Here is a 16174-nt window from a genome sequence, read left to right on the forward strand (position 1 = left end):
CTACGCCCCGTCCAGCCCGAGCAGCCGCCCCACCTGGTAGACGCCCAGCGACGCCACGTACGCCAGCACCGTCATGTACCCGAACATCAGCCCCGCCCACTTCCAGGCGCCCGACTCGCGCCGCACCACCGCGATGGTGCTCATGCACTGACACGCCAGCACGAAGAACACCATCAACGACACCCCCACGAGGGGCGTCATCAGCTTGCTCCCGTCCGGGCGCCGCGCGTCCCGCAGCGCCTCGCGCAGCGGCTGGCTCTCCTCGTCCACCGAGCCCACGTCGAACACGATCCCCAGCGTCGACACGAACACCTCGCGCGCCGCGAACGCCCCGATGATGCCCACCCCCAGCCGCCAGTCGAAGCCCAGCGGCTCGATCACCGGCTCGATCACGTGGCCCAGCCTCCCGCCTGCCGAGTGCCGCAGCGCCTCGCCGGCCTCCGCCTGGCTCGCTGCCTCCAGCGCCGCGTCGCGCTCCTCGCCCTCGGCCACGCTCGCCGTCACCTCGGCCCGCTTTGCCTCCCACCGCGCCTCGGCCGCGGGGTCCTTCGGATAGGACAGCAGCCCCCAGATCACCACCGACAGCGCCAGGATCACCGTCCCTGCGGCGGTCAGGAAGTCGCGCACCCGCGCCCAGGTCGCGAGCAGCACGTCCCGCACCGACGGCAGCCGGTAGGGAGGCAGCTCCAGCACCAGCGCCGTCCTCGGCCCCTTCAGCACGGTCCGGCGCAGCACGGCCGCGGCGACGAGCGTCGCCACCATGCTCAGCCCGTACATCGCCAGGAGCACCACCGCGCCCACGCTCAGCACCCCGAGCACCTTCGCCTCGGGATCGAAGATCACCGCCGTCACCAGCACGTACACCGGCAGCCGCGCGCTGCACGACGCGAGCGGCACCACCATCATGGTGATCAACCGATCGCGCCGGTTCTCCAGGGTTCGCGTCGCCAGCACCGCCGGGATCGCGCAGGCGTACCCCGACAGCATCGGCACGAACGCCCTCCCGTGCAGCCCCACCGCCGCCATCACCCGGTCGATCACGAACGCCACCCGCGCGAGGTAGCCCGAGTCCTCCAGCACCGTGATGAACGCGAACAGGAGCGCGATCTGCGGCACGAACACCACCACGTTGCCCACCCCGGCGATCGCCCCGTCGACGATCAGATCCCGGATGGCCCCCGCGGGCAGCGCGCCCCGCACCAGATCCTGCACCGCCGCGACCGCGCCCTCGATGGCCCCCACCAGCGGCTCGGACCACGCGAAGAGCATCTGGAACACCACGAGCATCACCACCGCGAACGCCGCGAGCCCCCACACGGGGTGCACCAGCACCGCGTCCACCCGGCTCGACGTGCTCTCCCCCTCCTCGCGCGCCTCCGTCAGCGCCCCTTCCAGCGCCGCGTCCACGCGCCCGTAGCGCCACGCCACCAGCTCCTCGTCGAGGTTCCGCCCCTCGCGCTGCGCCTCCTCGTGCGCCCGCGCGGCAGCCTCCCGCAGCCAGGAGGGCGCCGTCAGCTCGTCGTCCCCGAGCGACAGGATCGCCCACATCGCCAGCGCCCGCGCCCCTGCCGCGTCCGCCCTGGCGTCCTCGCGCCGCACCACCTCTTCCACCTGCGCGATGGACCGCGCGAGCGCCTCCGGCATCGCCGGCGTCGTCGGCATCGCTGGAGCCGCGTTCGGGTCACCGTCCTCCGTCCCCGAGGGCTCGCCCTTCGCCTCGGCGCCCTCCCCCTGCTTCGGCGCCTGCTTCGGCGCCTGCTTCAGCGCCCGCGCCGTCGCCTGCTTCGGCGCCTGCTTCAGCGCCCGCGCCGTCGCCTGCGCCAGCTCGGCCACCCCCTGGTTCTTCGTCGCTGCCGTCTCGACGACCTCGCACCCCAGCGCCCCGGCGAGCCGCTCTGCGTCGACCGTGTGCCCTGAGGCGCGCGCCTCGTCGATCATGTTGAGCGCCAGCACCACCGGCCGCCCCGCGTCGAGCACCTGCGTCGCCAGGTACAGCCCGCGCCGCAGCGCCGTCGCGTCGGCCACCACGATCACCGCGTCGGGGGGCGCGCTGCCTCGCCCGAGCAGCGCGTCCACGGCCACGCTCTCCTCCGACGACCGCGCCGTCAGGCTGTAGGTCCCCGGCAGATCCACCAGCTCCGCGCCGCGCGCGTCGCCGACCGTGAGCTTCCCCGAGCGGCGCTCCACGGTCACGCCGGGGTAGTTGCCCACCTTGGCGCGCGAGCCGGTCAGGCGGTTGAAGAGTGACGTCTTGCCTGCGTTCGGGTTCCCGGCAAGGAGGACGACCGGCGCCTGTCCTGTCACGAGGTACCCTTCGACGCGTACCCCACCCGCCCCACGGGCTCGGCGCTCCCGACGTCGAGCACCGGCTCCCCCTCGGCCCGCGCGCGCGTCTCTGCCGTGCCCTTCCGCGCTGCGCCCTTCCGCGCCGGAGCCGCGTCGCCCACGTCGCTCACCTCCACGCCCGCCGCCTCGCTCCGCCGGATGCTCAGCGTGTAGCCGCGCACCCGCAGCTCCAGCGGATCACCGAGCGGTGCCTTCCGCTTCACCTCCACCCGCGTCCCGGGCACCAGCCCCATCTCCAGGAGGCGCACCACCGTGCGACGCTCCCCACGGATACGACGAACGACCCCCGCCTTGCCCGGCGCGAGCTGGCTCAGGTCCTGGGACGGGCTCTTCTGGGAGGACGGGCTCTTCTGAGAGACGGAGTCGTGATCGGCATCGACGGGCGTGGACATCCTCGGGCGCTCCTCGGGCGCTCCTCGGCCTCTGCGCTGCCGGAAGAGCACGTCGAGATGATAATGGCTTTCAACACGAAGTCATGCACGGAAGCATTGGCCCGCGCTCTCGGGCCGCCTTTCGCGTCTTCATGACCATGTTCTGGTAGCTCGGGCGCCTCCTGGAGCTTGTCCGGGCGACGCCCCTGCTGCGGCTCAGAACTCCGCCACGAACTCCAGCGTACCTCCGCAGGCTGCAGTCCGGTCGCACACGAACACGTGGAGCGCTCCATCGAGGAACTGCTCCCCGTTCCAGTCGAGGAGGTGCTCCATCAGCGCCCCGCACGCTGTGCACTCCGGGGTCTCGTCGGCCTGGTCCCACGCCGTGTAACCGCCGAGGCTCCCGCAGCTCTGCGAGGTCACCCCGTTCACCGCCTCGGCCCACGCCGAGTACTCCTCCAGCATGTCGAGCGTGTAGTCCTCGACCTCGTCGACCACCTCGATCCCCTCGTCCTCCCGCGCGAGGAGCACCCCCGCCGCGCCTGCCCCGGTCTCCCAGAGCCCGTGGCGATCGAGCAGGTAGCGCATCGCCATCGCTGGCGGCACCTGCCACCGCACGGGCAGCGCCCCCACGCTCCGGGTGGTCGTGGTGCTGGTGTGCGACGACGAACGCGTCGGCCCCGCGGGCCGCTCCACCCGGAACGACGGCGTCACCACGCTCAGGAACACCGTCTCTGGCGACCCGGGCAAGCAGCGGAAGCAGAACATCGCCACCAGCGATCCCTTCGCGTGCAGCCAGGGCCCCAGGTCGCCGGGCGCGAGCTGGAAACACAGCTCCAGCGGCGTCTCGCACTGCTTGCAGGCGGGCCACACCGGCTCCGCGAGGAACGCCACCCGCCCGTGCCCGAACGAACGATCCGGGCGCGCTTCCACCACCTTGTCCGGGTGCCCCAGCCGCAGCGGCTGGCACAGCACCGCCGTCGCCAGCATCCCCTCCCGCCAGGGCGCGAGCACCGGTGTCTCGCTGGTGTCACCGCGCGGCCGCGGGGGCAGGGCCATGCCGGAGGGGAGCCGGACGAGATCGCGGAGCGCCGCGGCGTCGCTCACCCAGGAAGGCTCCTGTCCAGCGAACGCCGCGAGTTCCATCGGCTCGCCCTCCAGCACGACCTTGAACGGGCTCACGTCACTGCGCACCCATGCACGTCACCGCCGCGCCTGCCGTGCACACGGCCTCGAACGGCGTGCCGTTCTGGCGCGCCTGCAGGAAGGTCAGGATCTCCGGCATCGACTCGAAGGTCGCGTCGGTGTGCGAAGCCCCCGCGCACTCCAGGTACTGCATCGGGATCCCGCCGCTGCACAGGGTCTCGAACGCGGCGCGCTCGTTCGGCGTGTCCACCAGCGTGTCGGCCTGGCCGGTCACGAACAGGATCCCGTAGCTCTCCGGATCGTCCTGGAGGCGCGCGATCGAGGTCGTGGTCAGGCCGTTCTCCGACCCCATGCACCCCCAGGGCTCCAGGGCCTCGAAGTTCCCGCCCTGCGCCGCGGTCAGGAACGGCTGCTGGAAGATCTGATTGAGCGTCGTCGGCTGCCCGAGCGCGCCGTCGATCTCGCAGGTCGCCGACGACTCCATCGTCTCCGGCACCTGCGTGTCGAGCGGCGACACCAGCACCTCGTCCAGCCTGTCTCCTGCCCCGTACCACCCGGCGCTCGCCCCGAAGAAGGCCACCATGTTCCCGGTCGACGGCCTGAGCTGCGTCAGCGCCAGCTCCGCCTGCCCCACCAGGTCCGCCGGCGGCACCGTCGCCGCGATGCCCGTGAGCGAAAGCTCCCGCGCGTAGTACGGCGCCAGGCGATCCACCCAGAGCGCCGCGTGCCCGCCCTGCGACCCGCCGACCACCACCAGGTTCGGCGACGGCACGGCCCCGCCCACCCGCAGCTCCTCCGGCCAGCTCCCGAAGATGCGCACCGCGTCGAGCGACGCGATCGCCGTCGCCTGACCCACCAGGTAGGGGTGCAAGAACCCTGTCTCCGGCTCCCGCGCCTTGAGACCGATGTAATCGGGCGACACCACCACGTACCCCGCCGACGCCAGCACCGCCGCGAGCCCGCCCCACTCCTGCTCTTCCGACGGCCCGCACCCGTCCCGGAAACCCGTCGTCCCGTGCAGCAGGAGCAGCGTCGGCAGCTCCGCCGTCCCCGCCGGCACGTTCTTCGGCCAGGCCACCAGCGTCGTCGCCTCCAGCGGCACCCCGCGGTCCTGGGTCATGTACGTGACCAGGTGCAGATCCACGTCGTACTCCAGCTCCACTGGCAGCTCACCCACCGCCTGCTGGGCGAGCACCGCGAGCAGCGCTGCGGGGTAGCTGCCCAGGTCCTCGTGCGCGACGATCCTCCCGAGGTCCGCGTCACGGAGCCAGGTGTGCGCGGGCTGCCCGCAGCGCGCCGGAGCGTCGGCGACCGCGTCGGTCTCCGGCGTCCCCGCCACGACGGGCGCCGGGAAATCCCAGGCCGCGACTCCGCCACCCTCGCCGCCGCTGCCACCAGTGCCTCCGGTGCCGCCCTCGCCTCCTTCACCTCCGCCGCTGCTGCTGGAGGTGGTGGTCGTCGTCGACGTCGACGTCGTGCTCACTTCGGAGCCATCATCCTCGCAGGCGGACAGGATCGCCGCGCCGGAGAGCAGGGTCAGCACCAAGGGAAGCCGGGAACGAAGAAGCTGCATGGAATCACCTCGTTGTGTGAGACGCGCGCAGCCTACACGAGCCAACGCGCCGACGCCTCGGAGAAACCGATCCACGCCGCGGCCCCTCCCGGCGCTGCATTGGTCACCGGCCTCCATGCGTCACCGCCCCGCTATGGCGCACCAATCCACACGGTCACCGCCTCGGAGAGCCGCGCCCAATGAGCGCTCACGTGAGCGCTCACGCGGCGACGGACGCGCGGACACACGGCCATTGCAGCGGAGCGACCGAGCACCCGGTGCGCCTCTCGTGGAGACTCAGATTCCGTCGCCTGGAGTGTCGCTGGCTTCGCTCTGCTCCTCGGCGCCCTGGGACGCGGCCTGCGCCATCGCGACGAACTCCTTCACCAGCGCGATCAGCGCATTGAACGAGACCGGTTTGCGAATGAAGCGGACCGCGCCCTCCGCTGGCCCATCGTGGGACGCACTGACCACCACCACCGGAATGGCCGCCAGCCTGTCGTTCTGCCGCATGGCGTCGAGCACCTCTTTGCCATCCATGATGGGCATCATCATGTCGAGCAGCACCAGACATGGCCCCGAAACGCCGGAGAGGATGGTGAGCGCCTCCCGACCATTACAGGCCGTCTCGACGATGCAGTCGGTCTCCATCTGGATGAATTCCTTGACCACATCGCGAATGTCGTCCTCGTCATCGACCACCAGAATCACGGGTTTGTCGGCCACGGACGGCGCTGCAAGCAAAGTTGCTGCCAACCCTGGCGCAAGGAGCCGGCCTGCAGTGCAAGTCACCTCACCGACGGCCGGCCTCGGGGTGGTCCTGCCCGTCGCCTTCCGGAGCGCATCCGCCCTCCCTGTGCTTCCGCCTGCCCGCCGCTCACCCGCCGCCCTCGCGCCGCTCACCCAGGGCATCCGCCGTACCAGAACCGGGTATGCTCCCGCCCCCCATGGATGCCAACCACCCCAATGCCAAGATCATCCGCGATTTCTACGACAGCTTTGCGCGCCGGGACGCGGAGGGGATGGTCGCCCACTATGCGCCCGACATCCATTTCTCCGACGCCGTCTTCCAGAACCTCCACGGCGAGGAGGCATGCTCGATGTGGCGCATGCTCTGCGCGCGCGGGAAGGACCTGAAGGTCGTCGCCAGCGACATTGCCGCCGACGACACCTCGGGCCGCGCCCACTGGGACGCCGACTACCTCTTCTCGGGGACGGGGCGGATGGTCCACAACGTCATCGACGCGCGCTTCACCTTCCGTGACGGCAAGATCGTGCGCCACGTCGACTCCTTCGACCTCCACCGCTGGGCGGGCCAGGCCCTCGGCCTCACGGGCCGCCTCTTCGGGTGGCTCCCGCCCATGCAGAACGCCATCCGCAAGAAGGGTGACGCCGGCCTGCGCGCGTACATGAGCAGCCAGGGCAGCCAGGGCAGCCAGGGCAGCCAGGGCAGCCAGGGCAGCCAGGGCAGCCAGGGCAAGTAGAGGAGCCTCATGGCGACCCCGAGCGCGACCGCGGACGACAAGCTCCCGCGGCAGATCCCGTACATCATCGGCACCGAGGCGTGCGAGCGGTTCAGCTTCTACGGGATGCGGAACATCCTCACGGTGTTCCTGATCGAGTACCTGCTCCTCCACCACAACCCCGATCCTGCCGCCCGCGAGGGCGCCGCCAAGGGCATCTTCCACCTCTTCGTCAGCGGCGTGTACTTCTTCCCCCTGCTCGGGGGCTTCCTCGCCGACCGCTTCTTCGGCAAGTACCGGGTCATCTTCTGGCTGAGCCTCTTCTACGTGCTCGGTCACGCCTTCCTCGCCGTCTTCGAGAACAACCGCGAGGGCTTCTACGCCGGTCTGTTCCTCATCGCGCTCGGCTCGGGCGGCATCAAGCCGTGCGTCTCCGCGATGGTCGGTGACCAGTTCACCGCGGAGAACAAGCACCTCGTGAAGAAGGTCTTCGCGATGTTCTACTGGACCATCAACTTCGGGTCCTTTTTCGCGTCGCTGCTGATGCCGAAGACCCTGAAGCTCTATGGCCCCTCCGTCGCCTTCGGCATCCCCGGCGTGCTGATGGCCATCTCGCTCCTCATCTTCTGGCTGGGCCGCAAGCACTACGTCGTCATCCCGCCCACCGGCCCGAACCCCCACTCCTTCCTGCGCGTCATCGCCAGCGCCTTCAAGGATCGCGGCAGCGCGGGCGCGGGCAGCGCGGACCCTGGCGCTGCGGGGGCCGGTGCCGCGGGCGCTGGGACGCACTGGCTCGACGCCGCCAGGAAGGTGCACCCCGAGCGCGCCGTGGAGGGCGCCAAGGCCGTCATCCGGCTCCTCGCGCTCTTCGCCCCCATCCCCTTCTTCTGGATGCTCTTCGACCAGAAGGCCTCCACCTGGGTCGTGCAGGCGAAGAAGATGGACCCCATGGTGTGGGGCTTCAAGTTCGAGCCCTCCCAGATGCAGCTCGTGAACCCGGCCCTGGTGATGCTCCTCATCCCCTTCACGGCCGGCGTGGTCTACCCCCTCTTCAAGCGCCTCGGCTACGAGCTGACCCCGCTCCGGCGCATGACCATCGGCATGGCCGTCGGCGCGTTCTCGTACATCATCGCCGGCTCCCTGGAGGTCTCCATCGAGGGCGGCGCCACCCTGTCCATCCTCTGGCAGATCGCGCCGTACATCGTGCTCACCATCGCCGAGATCCTGATCTCCACGACGGGCCTGGAGTTCGCCTACAGCCAGGCGCCCCACGAGCTGAAGGGCACGGTGATGAGCTTCTGGAACCTGACCGTGACCGCCGCCAACCTGGCCGTAGCGGTCGCCTCCTACCTGAACGTGTTCCGCGGCTCGGCCCAGTTCTTCTTCTATTCGGTCATGGCCTTCGTCGCCGCCGTGGTGCTCGGCCTCATCGCCCGCCGCTACACGGTCGTCGACTACTACCAGCCCAAGGCCGCCCCCCCCCGCGGGTGACTACGGATCCAGGCCACTCCAGCGCGGCCACAGCGCCGACAGGCTCACCTCGATCGCATCGAATGGCATCGCGCGCACGCGGTCCTCGCCCCTCAGCTCCTGCGCGACCTCCAGCACGCCACCGGGCCCGAGGCGGAGCACCTGCAGCACGCGCTTGAGGGGATCAATGAGCCACACCCACGGCACCGAAGCCGCGGCGTACACCGGCATCTTCCGCTTCCGGTCATGCGTCGCCGTCGACGGCGAGAGGATCTCGCAGACCCAGTCCGGCGCGACCGTGATGTACGCCTCCTCGGGCTCACGGGGCAGCCTGTCGACGCGCCACCCCGCGAGGTCCGGGACGAGCACCTCCCGGCCGAGGTGAAGCTCGGGCTCGCCCAGGATGATCCACCCCCCCGGCCCGTTCATGCCCATGTCGAACGGGCCATTGAGGATGGCGCCGAGGCGCCCTGCTGTCCGGGTATGCGCCGGACCGGGGCGAGAAAACGTGTAGAGCACGTCGCCCACGATCTCCGCGACCAGGTGTTCCGGTACGGCTTCGAGATCGGCGTACGTGGCTGGCCGTTGTCGTTTTTCAGCCGGGTGACCCATGAATGTCTCCGGTGAGCGCGGTGGCAGATCCGCGGCAGCGGGACGGAGGCTACTCCAGGCTCTCTCCAGATGCACATGCTGGCTTCGTTGCACATCAGCAGCCGCTGGCACACTCCATGCCGTGCTCATTGCTGCTCAGAAATGAGCTTCTTTGTCGGACAAACAAGCCTTTCGCTTCCTCGCGAGAGTGTGGCGGAGACTGGCGGTGCCATGGCGGGCGTCAGCGAGGGGTGGGTGGTGGCGTAGGGCGCTTCCTTCGCGGGACGGAAAGCGCAGGAGGGGTCCAGGTCGCCCTCCGCCTGCGTGGAAGAGGTGCCGTCGGTCTCTCGCCAGGCGCGGGCCGCCGCGGAAGAGGTGCCGTCGGTCTCTCGCCAGGCGCGGGCCGCCGCGGAAGAGGTGCCGTCGGTTTCCGACAGGCGCGGGCCGCCGCGGAAGAGGTGCCGTCGGTTTCCGACAGGCCCTTGTCCACCGCGGTCATGGGTGCGGCGCTTTCCTCCTCCGGAGGTTTCCCGCGCCGGGAGCCCTGCTGTCGGAGAGCCCCTGCACCTGTTCCGACGGCGGAAAGAGCAGGGCAGCTCCCCCCGCACCTCGCTCCCGGTGGAGAGCATGCGGGTGGCGCCTCCTCCACCCCTCTCGGTCGTGGAGGGTGCCGTCGGTCGATGTCCCCCCGTACCTGTTCCCCGGCGGAGGGGGCGCCGTTGCCGACCTCCCGCACCTGTTCCCGCGGTGGACAGGGAGGTGCCGGCGCCCTCCGTACCTGTTCCCGCGGTGGACAGGGAGGTGCCGGCGCCCTTCGTACCTGTTCCCGCGGCGGAAATGGCGCCGTCGGTCTCCGACGACACCCCTTCCTCCCGGCAGAGCGGCGGCATCGCGACCCGACGAGACCGCTCTGCGCCGGGGAGGGGTCTCCGCGTCAAGGCAGCCGCGTGGTGCGTCCCGTGGCCAGCAGCGCGCCGGCTTCCACGGCACGCTCAGTCGTCGGGGTGGGCGGTGCCGTAGGTCAGGGTGTGGGCGGAGGTGCCCTCGCCCAGGGTGACGGTGAGGGTGCGCTCGATGCCGACGCTGCCGATGGCGGTCTGCGCGGCCACGTCGAGGAGCAGGGCGCCGAAGGTCCGGAGTTCGAAGGAGTTCTTCCAGAGGTCGTCGAGCGACTGGAAGGCGACCTTCACGTTCGTCCAGTCGGTGCGGGTCTGGATGGCCTGGTGGAGGCGGAGCATGGCGACGGTCATCGCGCTCCACTTGCGGTAGATGCCCAGGTAGTCGTTGGGGCCGCCGCTCCGGGACTCCTTGCCGATCACGTCGGCGAGGCTGCCGGCGCGCTGCTCGCGCTCCCAGAGGCGGTAGTCGGAGGCGTCGGGGTGGCGCTGCTTGAGGTGGTACTCGGCGTTGCGGGCGGCGACGGTCGGGGTCCAGTCGCGGCCCTTGTCCTGGAGGTAGAGGGCCCAGAGCGGGGCGTAGATGCGCGTGCGGGTCTCGGGGGTGTTCCTGGCGAGGTTGGAGGTCCAGGGCAGGGCGCGGGCCAGGGCGCGGGCGTAAGGATCGCGGGGACCCGTGGAGAGGAGGCGGACGATCTCGCGGAAGAGGAGGTCGTCGTCGAGGCGCATCTCGAGACGGGCGCGGACCGGGCGGCCAGCGGCGGTGGCCTTGATCTTGGTGAGCACCTCGTCGATGTCGCTCGTGGGGTACGCGCCCCAGATCGCGCCCTCGTCGATGGCCTCGCGCAGCTCCTGCTCGGTGAGCGCGCCGCCGCGGGCGATGTGCAGGTAGAGGCCGTAGGAGAAGTCCGACGCGGTGGGGTGCGGTCGGAAGCGGGTCATCCCCGCCTTGAGATCGCCCCCCCAGCCCGCCTTCCACCCGAGGAGGCTGCCCTCGTAGGTGCGGGCGCCGAGGAAGGCGATCTTCTGGGGGCCCGCGACGTGATCGGGGGTGTTGTAGAGGCGCACCTCGCGCAGGGTCTTGCCGTCCTTGCTGCCGAGCACGGACCAGGTGCGCAGGCCGAGGGAGAACCCCCAGGCCTGCGACGCGGTGAGGGTCTGCTGGTGGAGGTAATGCGTCAGCTCGTCGCGGCTGAGGTGGGCGAGGACGGACGCGAGCTGCAGGGTGATGAGCTGGGGGTGAAGCTCCCGGAGGCGGGTGTCGCTGAGGTTCAGCTCGGCGAGGGTCGCGTTCTCGGCGAGGCGTTCGTACTCGTAGGTGAAGCCCGCGGTCATCTTCTCGGTGGCGAGGGTGACGAGGGTCTCGCGGGTCTTCGTCTTCAGCTCCTCCCAGGCGTGCCGCAGCTCGGCCGGGGCCTGCTCCAGGTGGGCGAGGCCGATGCGGTCGAGGATGCGCTGGAGGATGGCGCGCTCCTCGGCGGTGAGGTCGTCGGCGTTGAGCTTGGCGAGCAGGGCCTCGAAGCGCTGCAGGCCGGTGGTGCCGACGAGCGCGTCGAGCGCGCCGGTGACGGCCTCGCGCATGGCGGCGGGATCGGTGGCCTCGAGGGTGACGGCGAGCGCTGCGTCGACCTTGACCTCGCGGGCGGAGGCCTTCTGGACGAGGACCCGGATGCGGCCCGCCTCGCTCCGGTAGAAGACCAGGTTGAAGGTGTCCGCGAGGCGGACCAGGCCGGTGACGGACGCGCCCGCGGCGATGGTGAGGCCGAGGGCCGAGCCCGCGGGGATGAGCCGGCCGAGGGCGGTGAGGTTCGTGGAGAAGACGTCGGCCCAGCGGAGGGTGAGGCTGGTGGAGAGGTTGCCGCCGACGCGGAGGACGAGGGCCTCGTCGATCTTGAGCGAGGCCACGTGATCCGCGAGGAAGGGGAGCCGGAGCGACATGATGTCGGCCGCGACCGCGGTGCGGGTGTTCTCGGTGAGGGCGTGGGTGCGGTAGTCGGCGATGAGGGCCGTGGTCTCGCCGCTGCCGCTGCCGGAGAGGTACGGCATGGAGCCCTCGCCCGTGGCCTTGGCCTGGACGCGGACGGCGTACTTGAGCCAGCCGTGCTTGCCGAGGAACAGGACGGGCGTCGCCCTGGTGGGGTCGTTCGCGTCGGCCGTGGCGCTCGGCTTGTCCGCGATGATGCCCTCGCGGTCGACGTCGCCAGGTGCGTTGAAGGCCTCGACGGTGGCCTCGGCAGAGGCAGCGATGGCGAGGTTGACGCCAGCGAGCGCGAGGGTGACCGGCTCCTCCACGGCGCCCTTGCCGAGGCTGACGGGGATCTCCGGGGCGCCGAGCGGTTTGTCGGGGATGCCGGGGAGGAGCTTCTCTACGTTCAGGCCGAGCAGCGACGACATGATGCCTCCAGTGTAGCGGCGCGCTCGCTGGATCCAGGCGCCGTGACGGCGACGCCCGTGCCCTTCGGCGCGTGATGCGGTGAAGCGCATCGTCGGGCGGCCTTCGTGGGGGTGTCAAGCAACGGCGCCCGGCGCCGTCGTCAGGCGACTTCGAGGTTCGTGGCGTCGGCGTGGAGGAAGGGATGGCCCGTGGGGTGGAGCAGGAAGCCGTCGTAGACCGCGCCCGTAGGGCGGAGACCCGCAGCGCTGAGGAGCTTGGGGTGGAGGGTGGAGACGTTGGGCGCGCTGACCAGCGAGGCGCGTCTCGGGACGTTCTCGCTGCCCTCGAAGAGGATCTCGGTGCCGCGAAAGAGGGCGGTGATGCGTTCGACGGTGGGCTCGGGGATCCAGAGGGCATCCATGATGGGGAGCTGGACGATGCTGCCCGGTTTGTTGACGACCTCGCCCAGCATGACGGTGGCGGCGGCGGTGAGTCGACCCTCCTCTTCGAGGACGAGGAGGCGCCGGGTGCGGGGATCGCGGAGGTAATGTTCGAGCTGGGCGGCGTCCGGTGCGGCCCAGAGGATGTGATCGTCGTCGCAGGCGCCGATGACGTCGATGACCTCGCCGATGTCGCGGGCGACGCGGGCGACGCGCGCATCGCGGGTACGCGGCGGAGCGCGGCGCGCAGACCAGCCGTGGTTGACCAGGGGGTGAAGGCGCTTCATGCGGAAGCCGAGGCGTTCGACGGTGCGCATGAGGAGGAGCTGGCTCCTGGCGCAGTGGGCGTCGGCGAAGAGGAGGGTGAGGAGGCCGCGGTTCTGCACGACGTTGAGAAGCTCGGTGTAGATGCGGGCGTCGAGGTCCTGGCCCTGGTGCTCGGGGCGCACGGCGAGGAGGGAAAGGAGGTGGCCGGTGCTGGTGGCGCCCGAGAGCTGGAAGCGGCGCGGGGTGATGGCAAAGACGCCCGCAGGGTGGGAGCCGCTGCGGACAATGGCAGCCGTGGCCGAGGGGCCAGGGAAGCCAAGGTGCCAGGCGACGTATTCGTCGCTGTAATGGAGGGTGGGGGGTGGGCACGCGTCGCGGAGGATCTGGCCGGCGTCGGCCGAGACGCGGGGGGCTCTGGGGTGGGTGAGGACGATCTGGAGGACGGGGACGCGAGGGTCGGAGGTGGTGCTGGGCGTCGCGGCGGCAGGGGTGGTGCTGGGCGTCGCGGCAGCAGGGGTGGTGCTGGGCGCGAGGGGCACTGGGGAAGGCGACGAGGACGCTGCGGAGGGAGCGTGGGAGGACGGGGGGTTGCTCCCGGGCGCTGCAGGGGAGGCGCTGGGGGGCGAGGTCAGTCCGCTGGCGGCGCGACGGAGGAGGCGTGCGGTGCGGAGGAGCGAGTGCGCCAGGATGGAGAAGGCATGCGGGGAATCCATGGTGGCCTGCTCTGAGTGTGGCAGCGGGCGCGGGGATTGACGGAGGAAACGCGCGGAGAAGTGCGAGATCGTGTGGAGCGACCCGGACGCGATCCGTGCGGTGAGCGCGCGGTGTGAGGACGCTCTCTCGCCGCTGGTGTCAGGGGCGTGGAGAGTGCGGGTGGAGCGTGCGCGTGCGGGGGGGAGCCCTGAAGAGCGTGACGGTGGCTCTGCAGGGCGTGGGGTGGGTCAGACGACTTCGAGGTTGGTGAGCTCGGCCTGGAGGAAGGGGTGGTCTTCGCCGTGGAGGGCGAAGGCCTGGTAGACGGCGCCGGTGGGGCGGATGCGGGCGGCGCGGAGGACGTCGGCGGGGATGCAGGCGACGTTGGGGGCGCTCACGACGGGGGTGCTGGTCTGACCAGGGAAGGAGAGGGAGGCGGCGCGGAAGAGGTTGGCGATGCGCGCCGGGGTGGACTCGGGGACCCAGAGGGCGTCGACGGTGGTGATGTGATCGAGCTCGCCGAGGGTGTTCATGATCTCGCCGAGGGTGACGGCGGCGGCGCCGACCGGGGTGCCCTCTTCTTCGACGAGCAGGATTTTGCGGCCGCGAGGGTCGTGGGCGTAGTGCTCGAGCTGGAGACGGTCGGGGGCGGACCAGAGCACCTGGTCGTCCTTGCAGGCGTCGATGAGGGTGAGCACTTCGTCCAGGTTCGTGGCTTCGCGGACGGCGAGCGGGGTGCGCTCGGATTCGTGGGAGGAGACGAAGCCGTGGTTTGCGTACTGGCCGAGGGACTTGGCGCGCATGCCCACGCGCTCGGCGGAGCCGAGCAGGGCGCGCTGCGCGGCCGGGGTGTGCTCGTCGACGTACACCACGGCCGGGAGGCCGGTGCCGCGGAGGGCGTCGAGGAGCTCGTCGTAGAGCTTGCCGGCGACGCCGCGGCCGCGGAAGGCAGGGCGCACGGCGACGAAGGAGAGCAGGTAGGCGAGGGACGCTTCCCCGCGGAGGCGGAGGCGGCGCGGGGTGATGGCGGCGAAGCCCCCGATCTCGGCGCTGGCGCGCGCGGTGACGGCGATGGACTTGGCGCCCGGGAAGCGGAGCTGCCAGTCGAGGTACGCGTCGCTGTAGTTGAGGGCGGGCGGGACCCAGGCCTCGCGCAGCACCTCGACGGATTGCTGGGAGACGGTCACGGCGTCGGCGCGCTCGATCTCGATGGAGACGCTGGGGTCGACGGAGGGAGGGCCGCCCTCGCCCGGGGTCTTGCCGCGCCAGGCGGGCTGGGGAGGGATGGAGATGCTCGCGCCGCGGGCGGCACCGGTGCCCTCCATCTCGGGGGCGCGGCGGATGATGTCGGGCCAGCGGGAGGGGTCGTCGCCGTGCTGGGTGAGGAAGGCGTAGACCCAGCGCTCCAGGCCGAAGGCGACGCACACGCTGTGCATGGGGCCCGCCCCCTCGACGTCGCAGGCGAAGGCGCGGCCGAAGAAGTCGGAGTGGTAGTTCAGGGAGCCGGCGGCGAGGCGCTCGCTGTTCGGGAGGAGCAGCGAGATCTCCCACTTGGTGTCGGAGCTGAGCTGGAAGAAGGTCTTGGCGTCGGCGTCGGGGGCGATGAAGAAGGGGTCGCTGGCGGTGCGGATCTCGCCGGCGATGTCGTGGTCGGCGAGGTAGTTCGAGACCAGCACGTTGCCCTTCTCGCGCAGGCCGAGGACGTTGTCGCGGCTGCCGAGGAAGACGATCTCGCGCATGGTGAACTCCCAGAGGCGGCGCAGGTCGGTCATCTTGCTCGACTCGTAGCGGAAGCACCGGCCCACGACGGCGTAGCGGAGGCCCTCGGCGGCGATCACCCGGTCGCGGTTCGCGGCGTACACGTGGTAGCAGACCGCGGGGGAGAGGCAGGCCTCGGGGGTCACCAGGTCGGAGAGGGCGCGGTCGTCGAGGTCGTCACGGGTGTCGTGGCGCTTGCGGAAGTCGTCGATGCGGAGCCGGTCCTCGGGGAGGTGGCTCGTGAACGTGACGATGTGCGGGAAGGAGCGGAAGTAGTCGCACTTCGACAGGGTGGTGGTGGGGATGAGGGTCGGGGTGAGCATCGGCGTCGGGGCGAAGGGATCCCCGAGGGCCGCGAGGGTGCGGTCGAAGTAGCGGTAGAGGCGGAGGCCGTTGCCCTCCAGGGCGATCTGGCCGCGACCCATGGCGTGGATGCCCTCGGTCATGCCGGTGCCGTGGAACTCGGGCGTGGCGATGCGGGGGCTCTGGTAGACGATCTTGCGGGCGAGGCCGCGGAGGCTGCGCTGCTTCTGGTAGGCGATCTCGATGGCCTGCTTGCCGAGTTGCTCGGCGAGGTGCTCGGGGGCGTCGAAGGCGAGCGACTTGCCGTCGTTCAGGAACTGGATGTCGCGGACCTGCTTGTCGAGGAAGGCGATGTCCTTCGGGATCTCTTCCTGGGCCATCTCGGAGGCCTGGAGCTTGAGTTCGACCTCGACGCGCACGAGGCGCGCAGGAGCGTCGGGCGTGGCCGGCGTGGCCGGCGTGGCCGGCGTGGCCTGAGCGTCGGGCGCGGGCGGCGCGGGCGGC

11 protein-coding genes are annotated in these 16174 nt (G+C 70.9%); 2 read left to right on the forward strand and 9 right to left on the reverse strand.

The genetic code is table 11. The features are described 5' to 3' along the window. The 5 genes from feoB to CAP_RS37750 form a co-directional block, all read right to left on the reverse strand. Positions 1–2304 carry a ferrous iron transport protein B gene (gene feoB / locus CAP_RS37730; protein WP_044249988.1) on the reverse strand — a complete coding sequence of 768 codons (2304 nt, stop codon included), beginning with the start codon at positions 2302–2304 and terminating at the stop codon, positions 1–3. After that, on the reverse strand, positions 2301–2738 hold the full coding sequence (locus CAP_RS47235) for a FeoA family protein (RefSeq protein WP_063748815.1): 438 nt from the start codon (positions 2736–2738) through the stop codon (positions 2301–2303). Before CAP_RS47235 ends, feoB begins: the two co-directional genes overlap by 4 nt. Before the next feature lie 195 nt (positions 2739–2933). Continuing rightward, on the reverse strand, positions 2934–3899 hold the full coding sequence (locus CAP_RS37740) for a hypothetical protein (RefSeq protein WP_044249990.1): 966 nt from the start codon (positions 3897–3899) through the stop codon (positions 2934–2936). Position 3900: 1 nt separating this feature from the next. Further along, a complete protein-coding gene (locus CAP_RS37745) occupies positions 3901–5436 on the reverse strand; it encodes a lipase family protein (RefSeq protein WP_197041526.1) in 1536 nt (511 codons plus the stop codon). A gap of 276 nt (positions 5437–5712) precedes the next feature. Then, positions 5713–6141 (reverse strand): response regulator, encoded by a 429-nt coding sequence (locus CAP_RS37750; RefSeq protein WP_052376691.1) that lies wholly within the window; start codon positions 6139–6141, stop codon positions 5713–5715. Between the two features lie 221 nt (positions 6142–6362). Between CAP_RS37750 and CAP_RS37755 the strand changes: the two genes are divergently transcribed. Both CAP_RS37755 and CAP_RS37760 read left to right on the forward strand, forming a co-directional pair. Next, positions 6363–6899 (forward strand): nuclear transport factor 2 family protein, encoded by a 537-nt coding sequence (locus tag CAP_RS37755; RefSeq protein WP_044250010.1) that lies wholly within the window; start codon positions 6363–6365, stop codon positions 6897–6899. Positions 6900–6908: 9 nt separating this feature from the next. Then, positions 6909–8369 (forward strand): POT family MFS transporter, encoded by a 1461-nt coding sequence (locus tag CAP_RS37760; protein ID WP_044249992.1) that lies wholly within the window; start codon positions 6909–6911, stop codon positions 8367–8369. Here the strand turns inward: CAP_RS37760 and CAP_RS37765 are convergent, their stop codons facing one another. The 4 genes from CAP_RS37765 to CAP_RS54515 form a co-directional block, all read right to left on the reverse strand. After that, positions 8370–8960 (reverse strand): Uma2 family endonuclease, encoded by a 591-nt coding sequence (locus CAP_RS37765; protein ID WP_044249993.1) that lies wholly within the window; start codon positions 8958–8960, stop codon positions 8370–8372. Between the two features lie 971 nt (positions 8961–9931). Next, a complete protein-coding gene (locus tag CAP_RS37770) occupies positions 9932–12229 on the reverse strand; it encodes a hypothetical protein (RefSeq protein ID WP_052376692.1) in 2298 nt (765 codons plus the stop codon). Between the two features lie 140 nt (positions 12230–12369). Further along, a complete protein-coding gene (locus CAP_RS37775) occupies positions 12370–13629 on the reverse strand; it encodes a GNAT family N-acetyltransferase (protein WP_156041498.1) in 1260 nt (419 codons plus the stop codon). A gap of 228 nt (positions 13630–13857) precedes the next feature. Beyond that, on the reverse strand, positions 13858–16174 hold a 2317-nt coding region (locus CAP_RS54515), incomplete at its 5' end, for a GNAT family N-acetyltransferase (RefSeq protein WP_231511933.1).

The organism is Chondromyces apiculatus DSM 436 (assembly GCF_000601485.1).
GTDB classification, from domain to species: Bacteria; Myxococcota_A; Polyangia; order Polyangiales; family Polyangiaceae; genus Chondromyces; species Chondromyces apiculatus.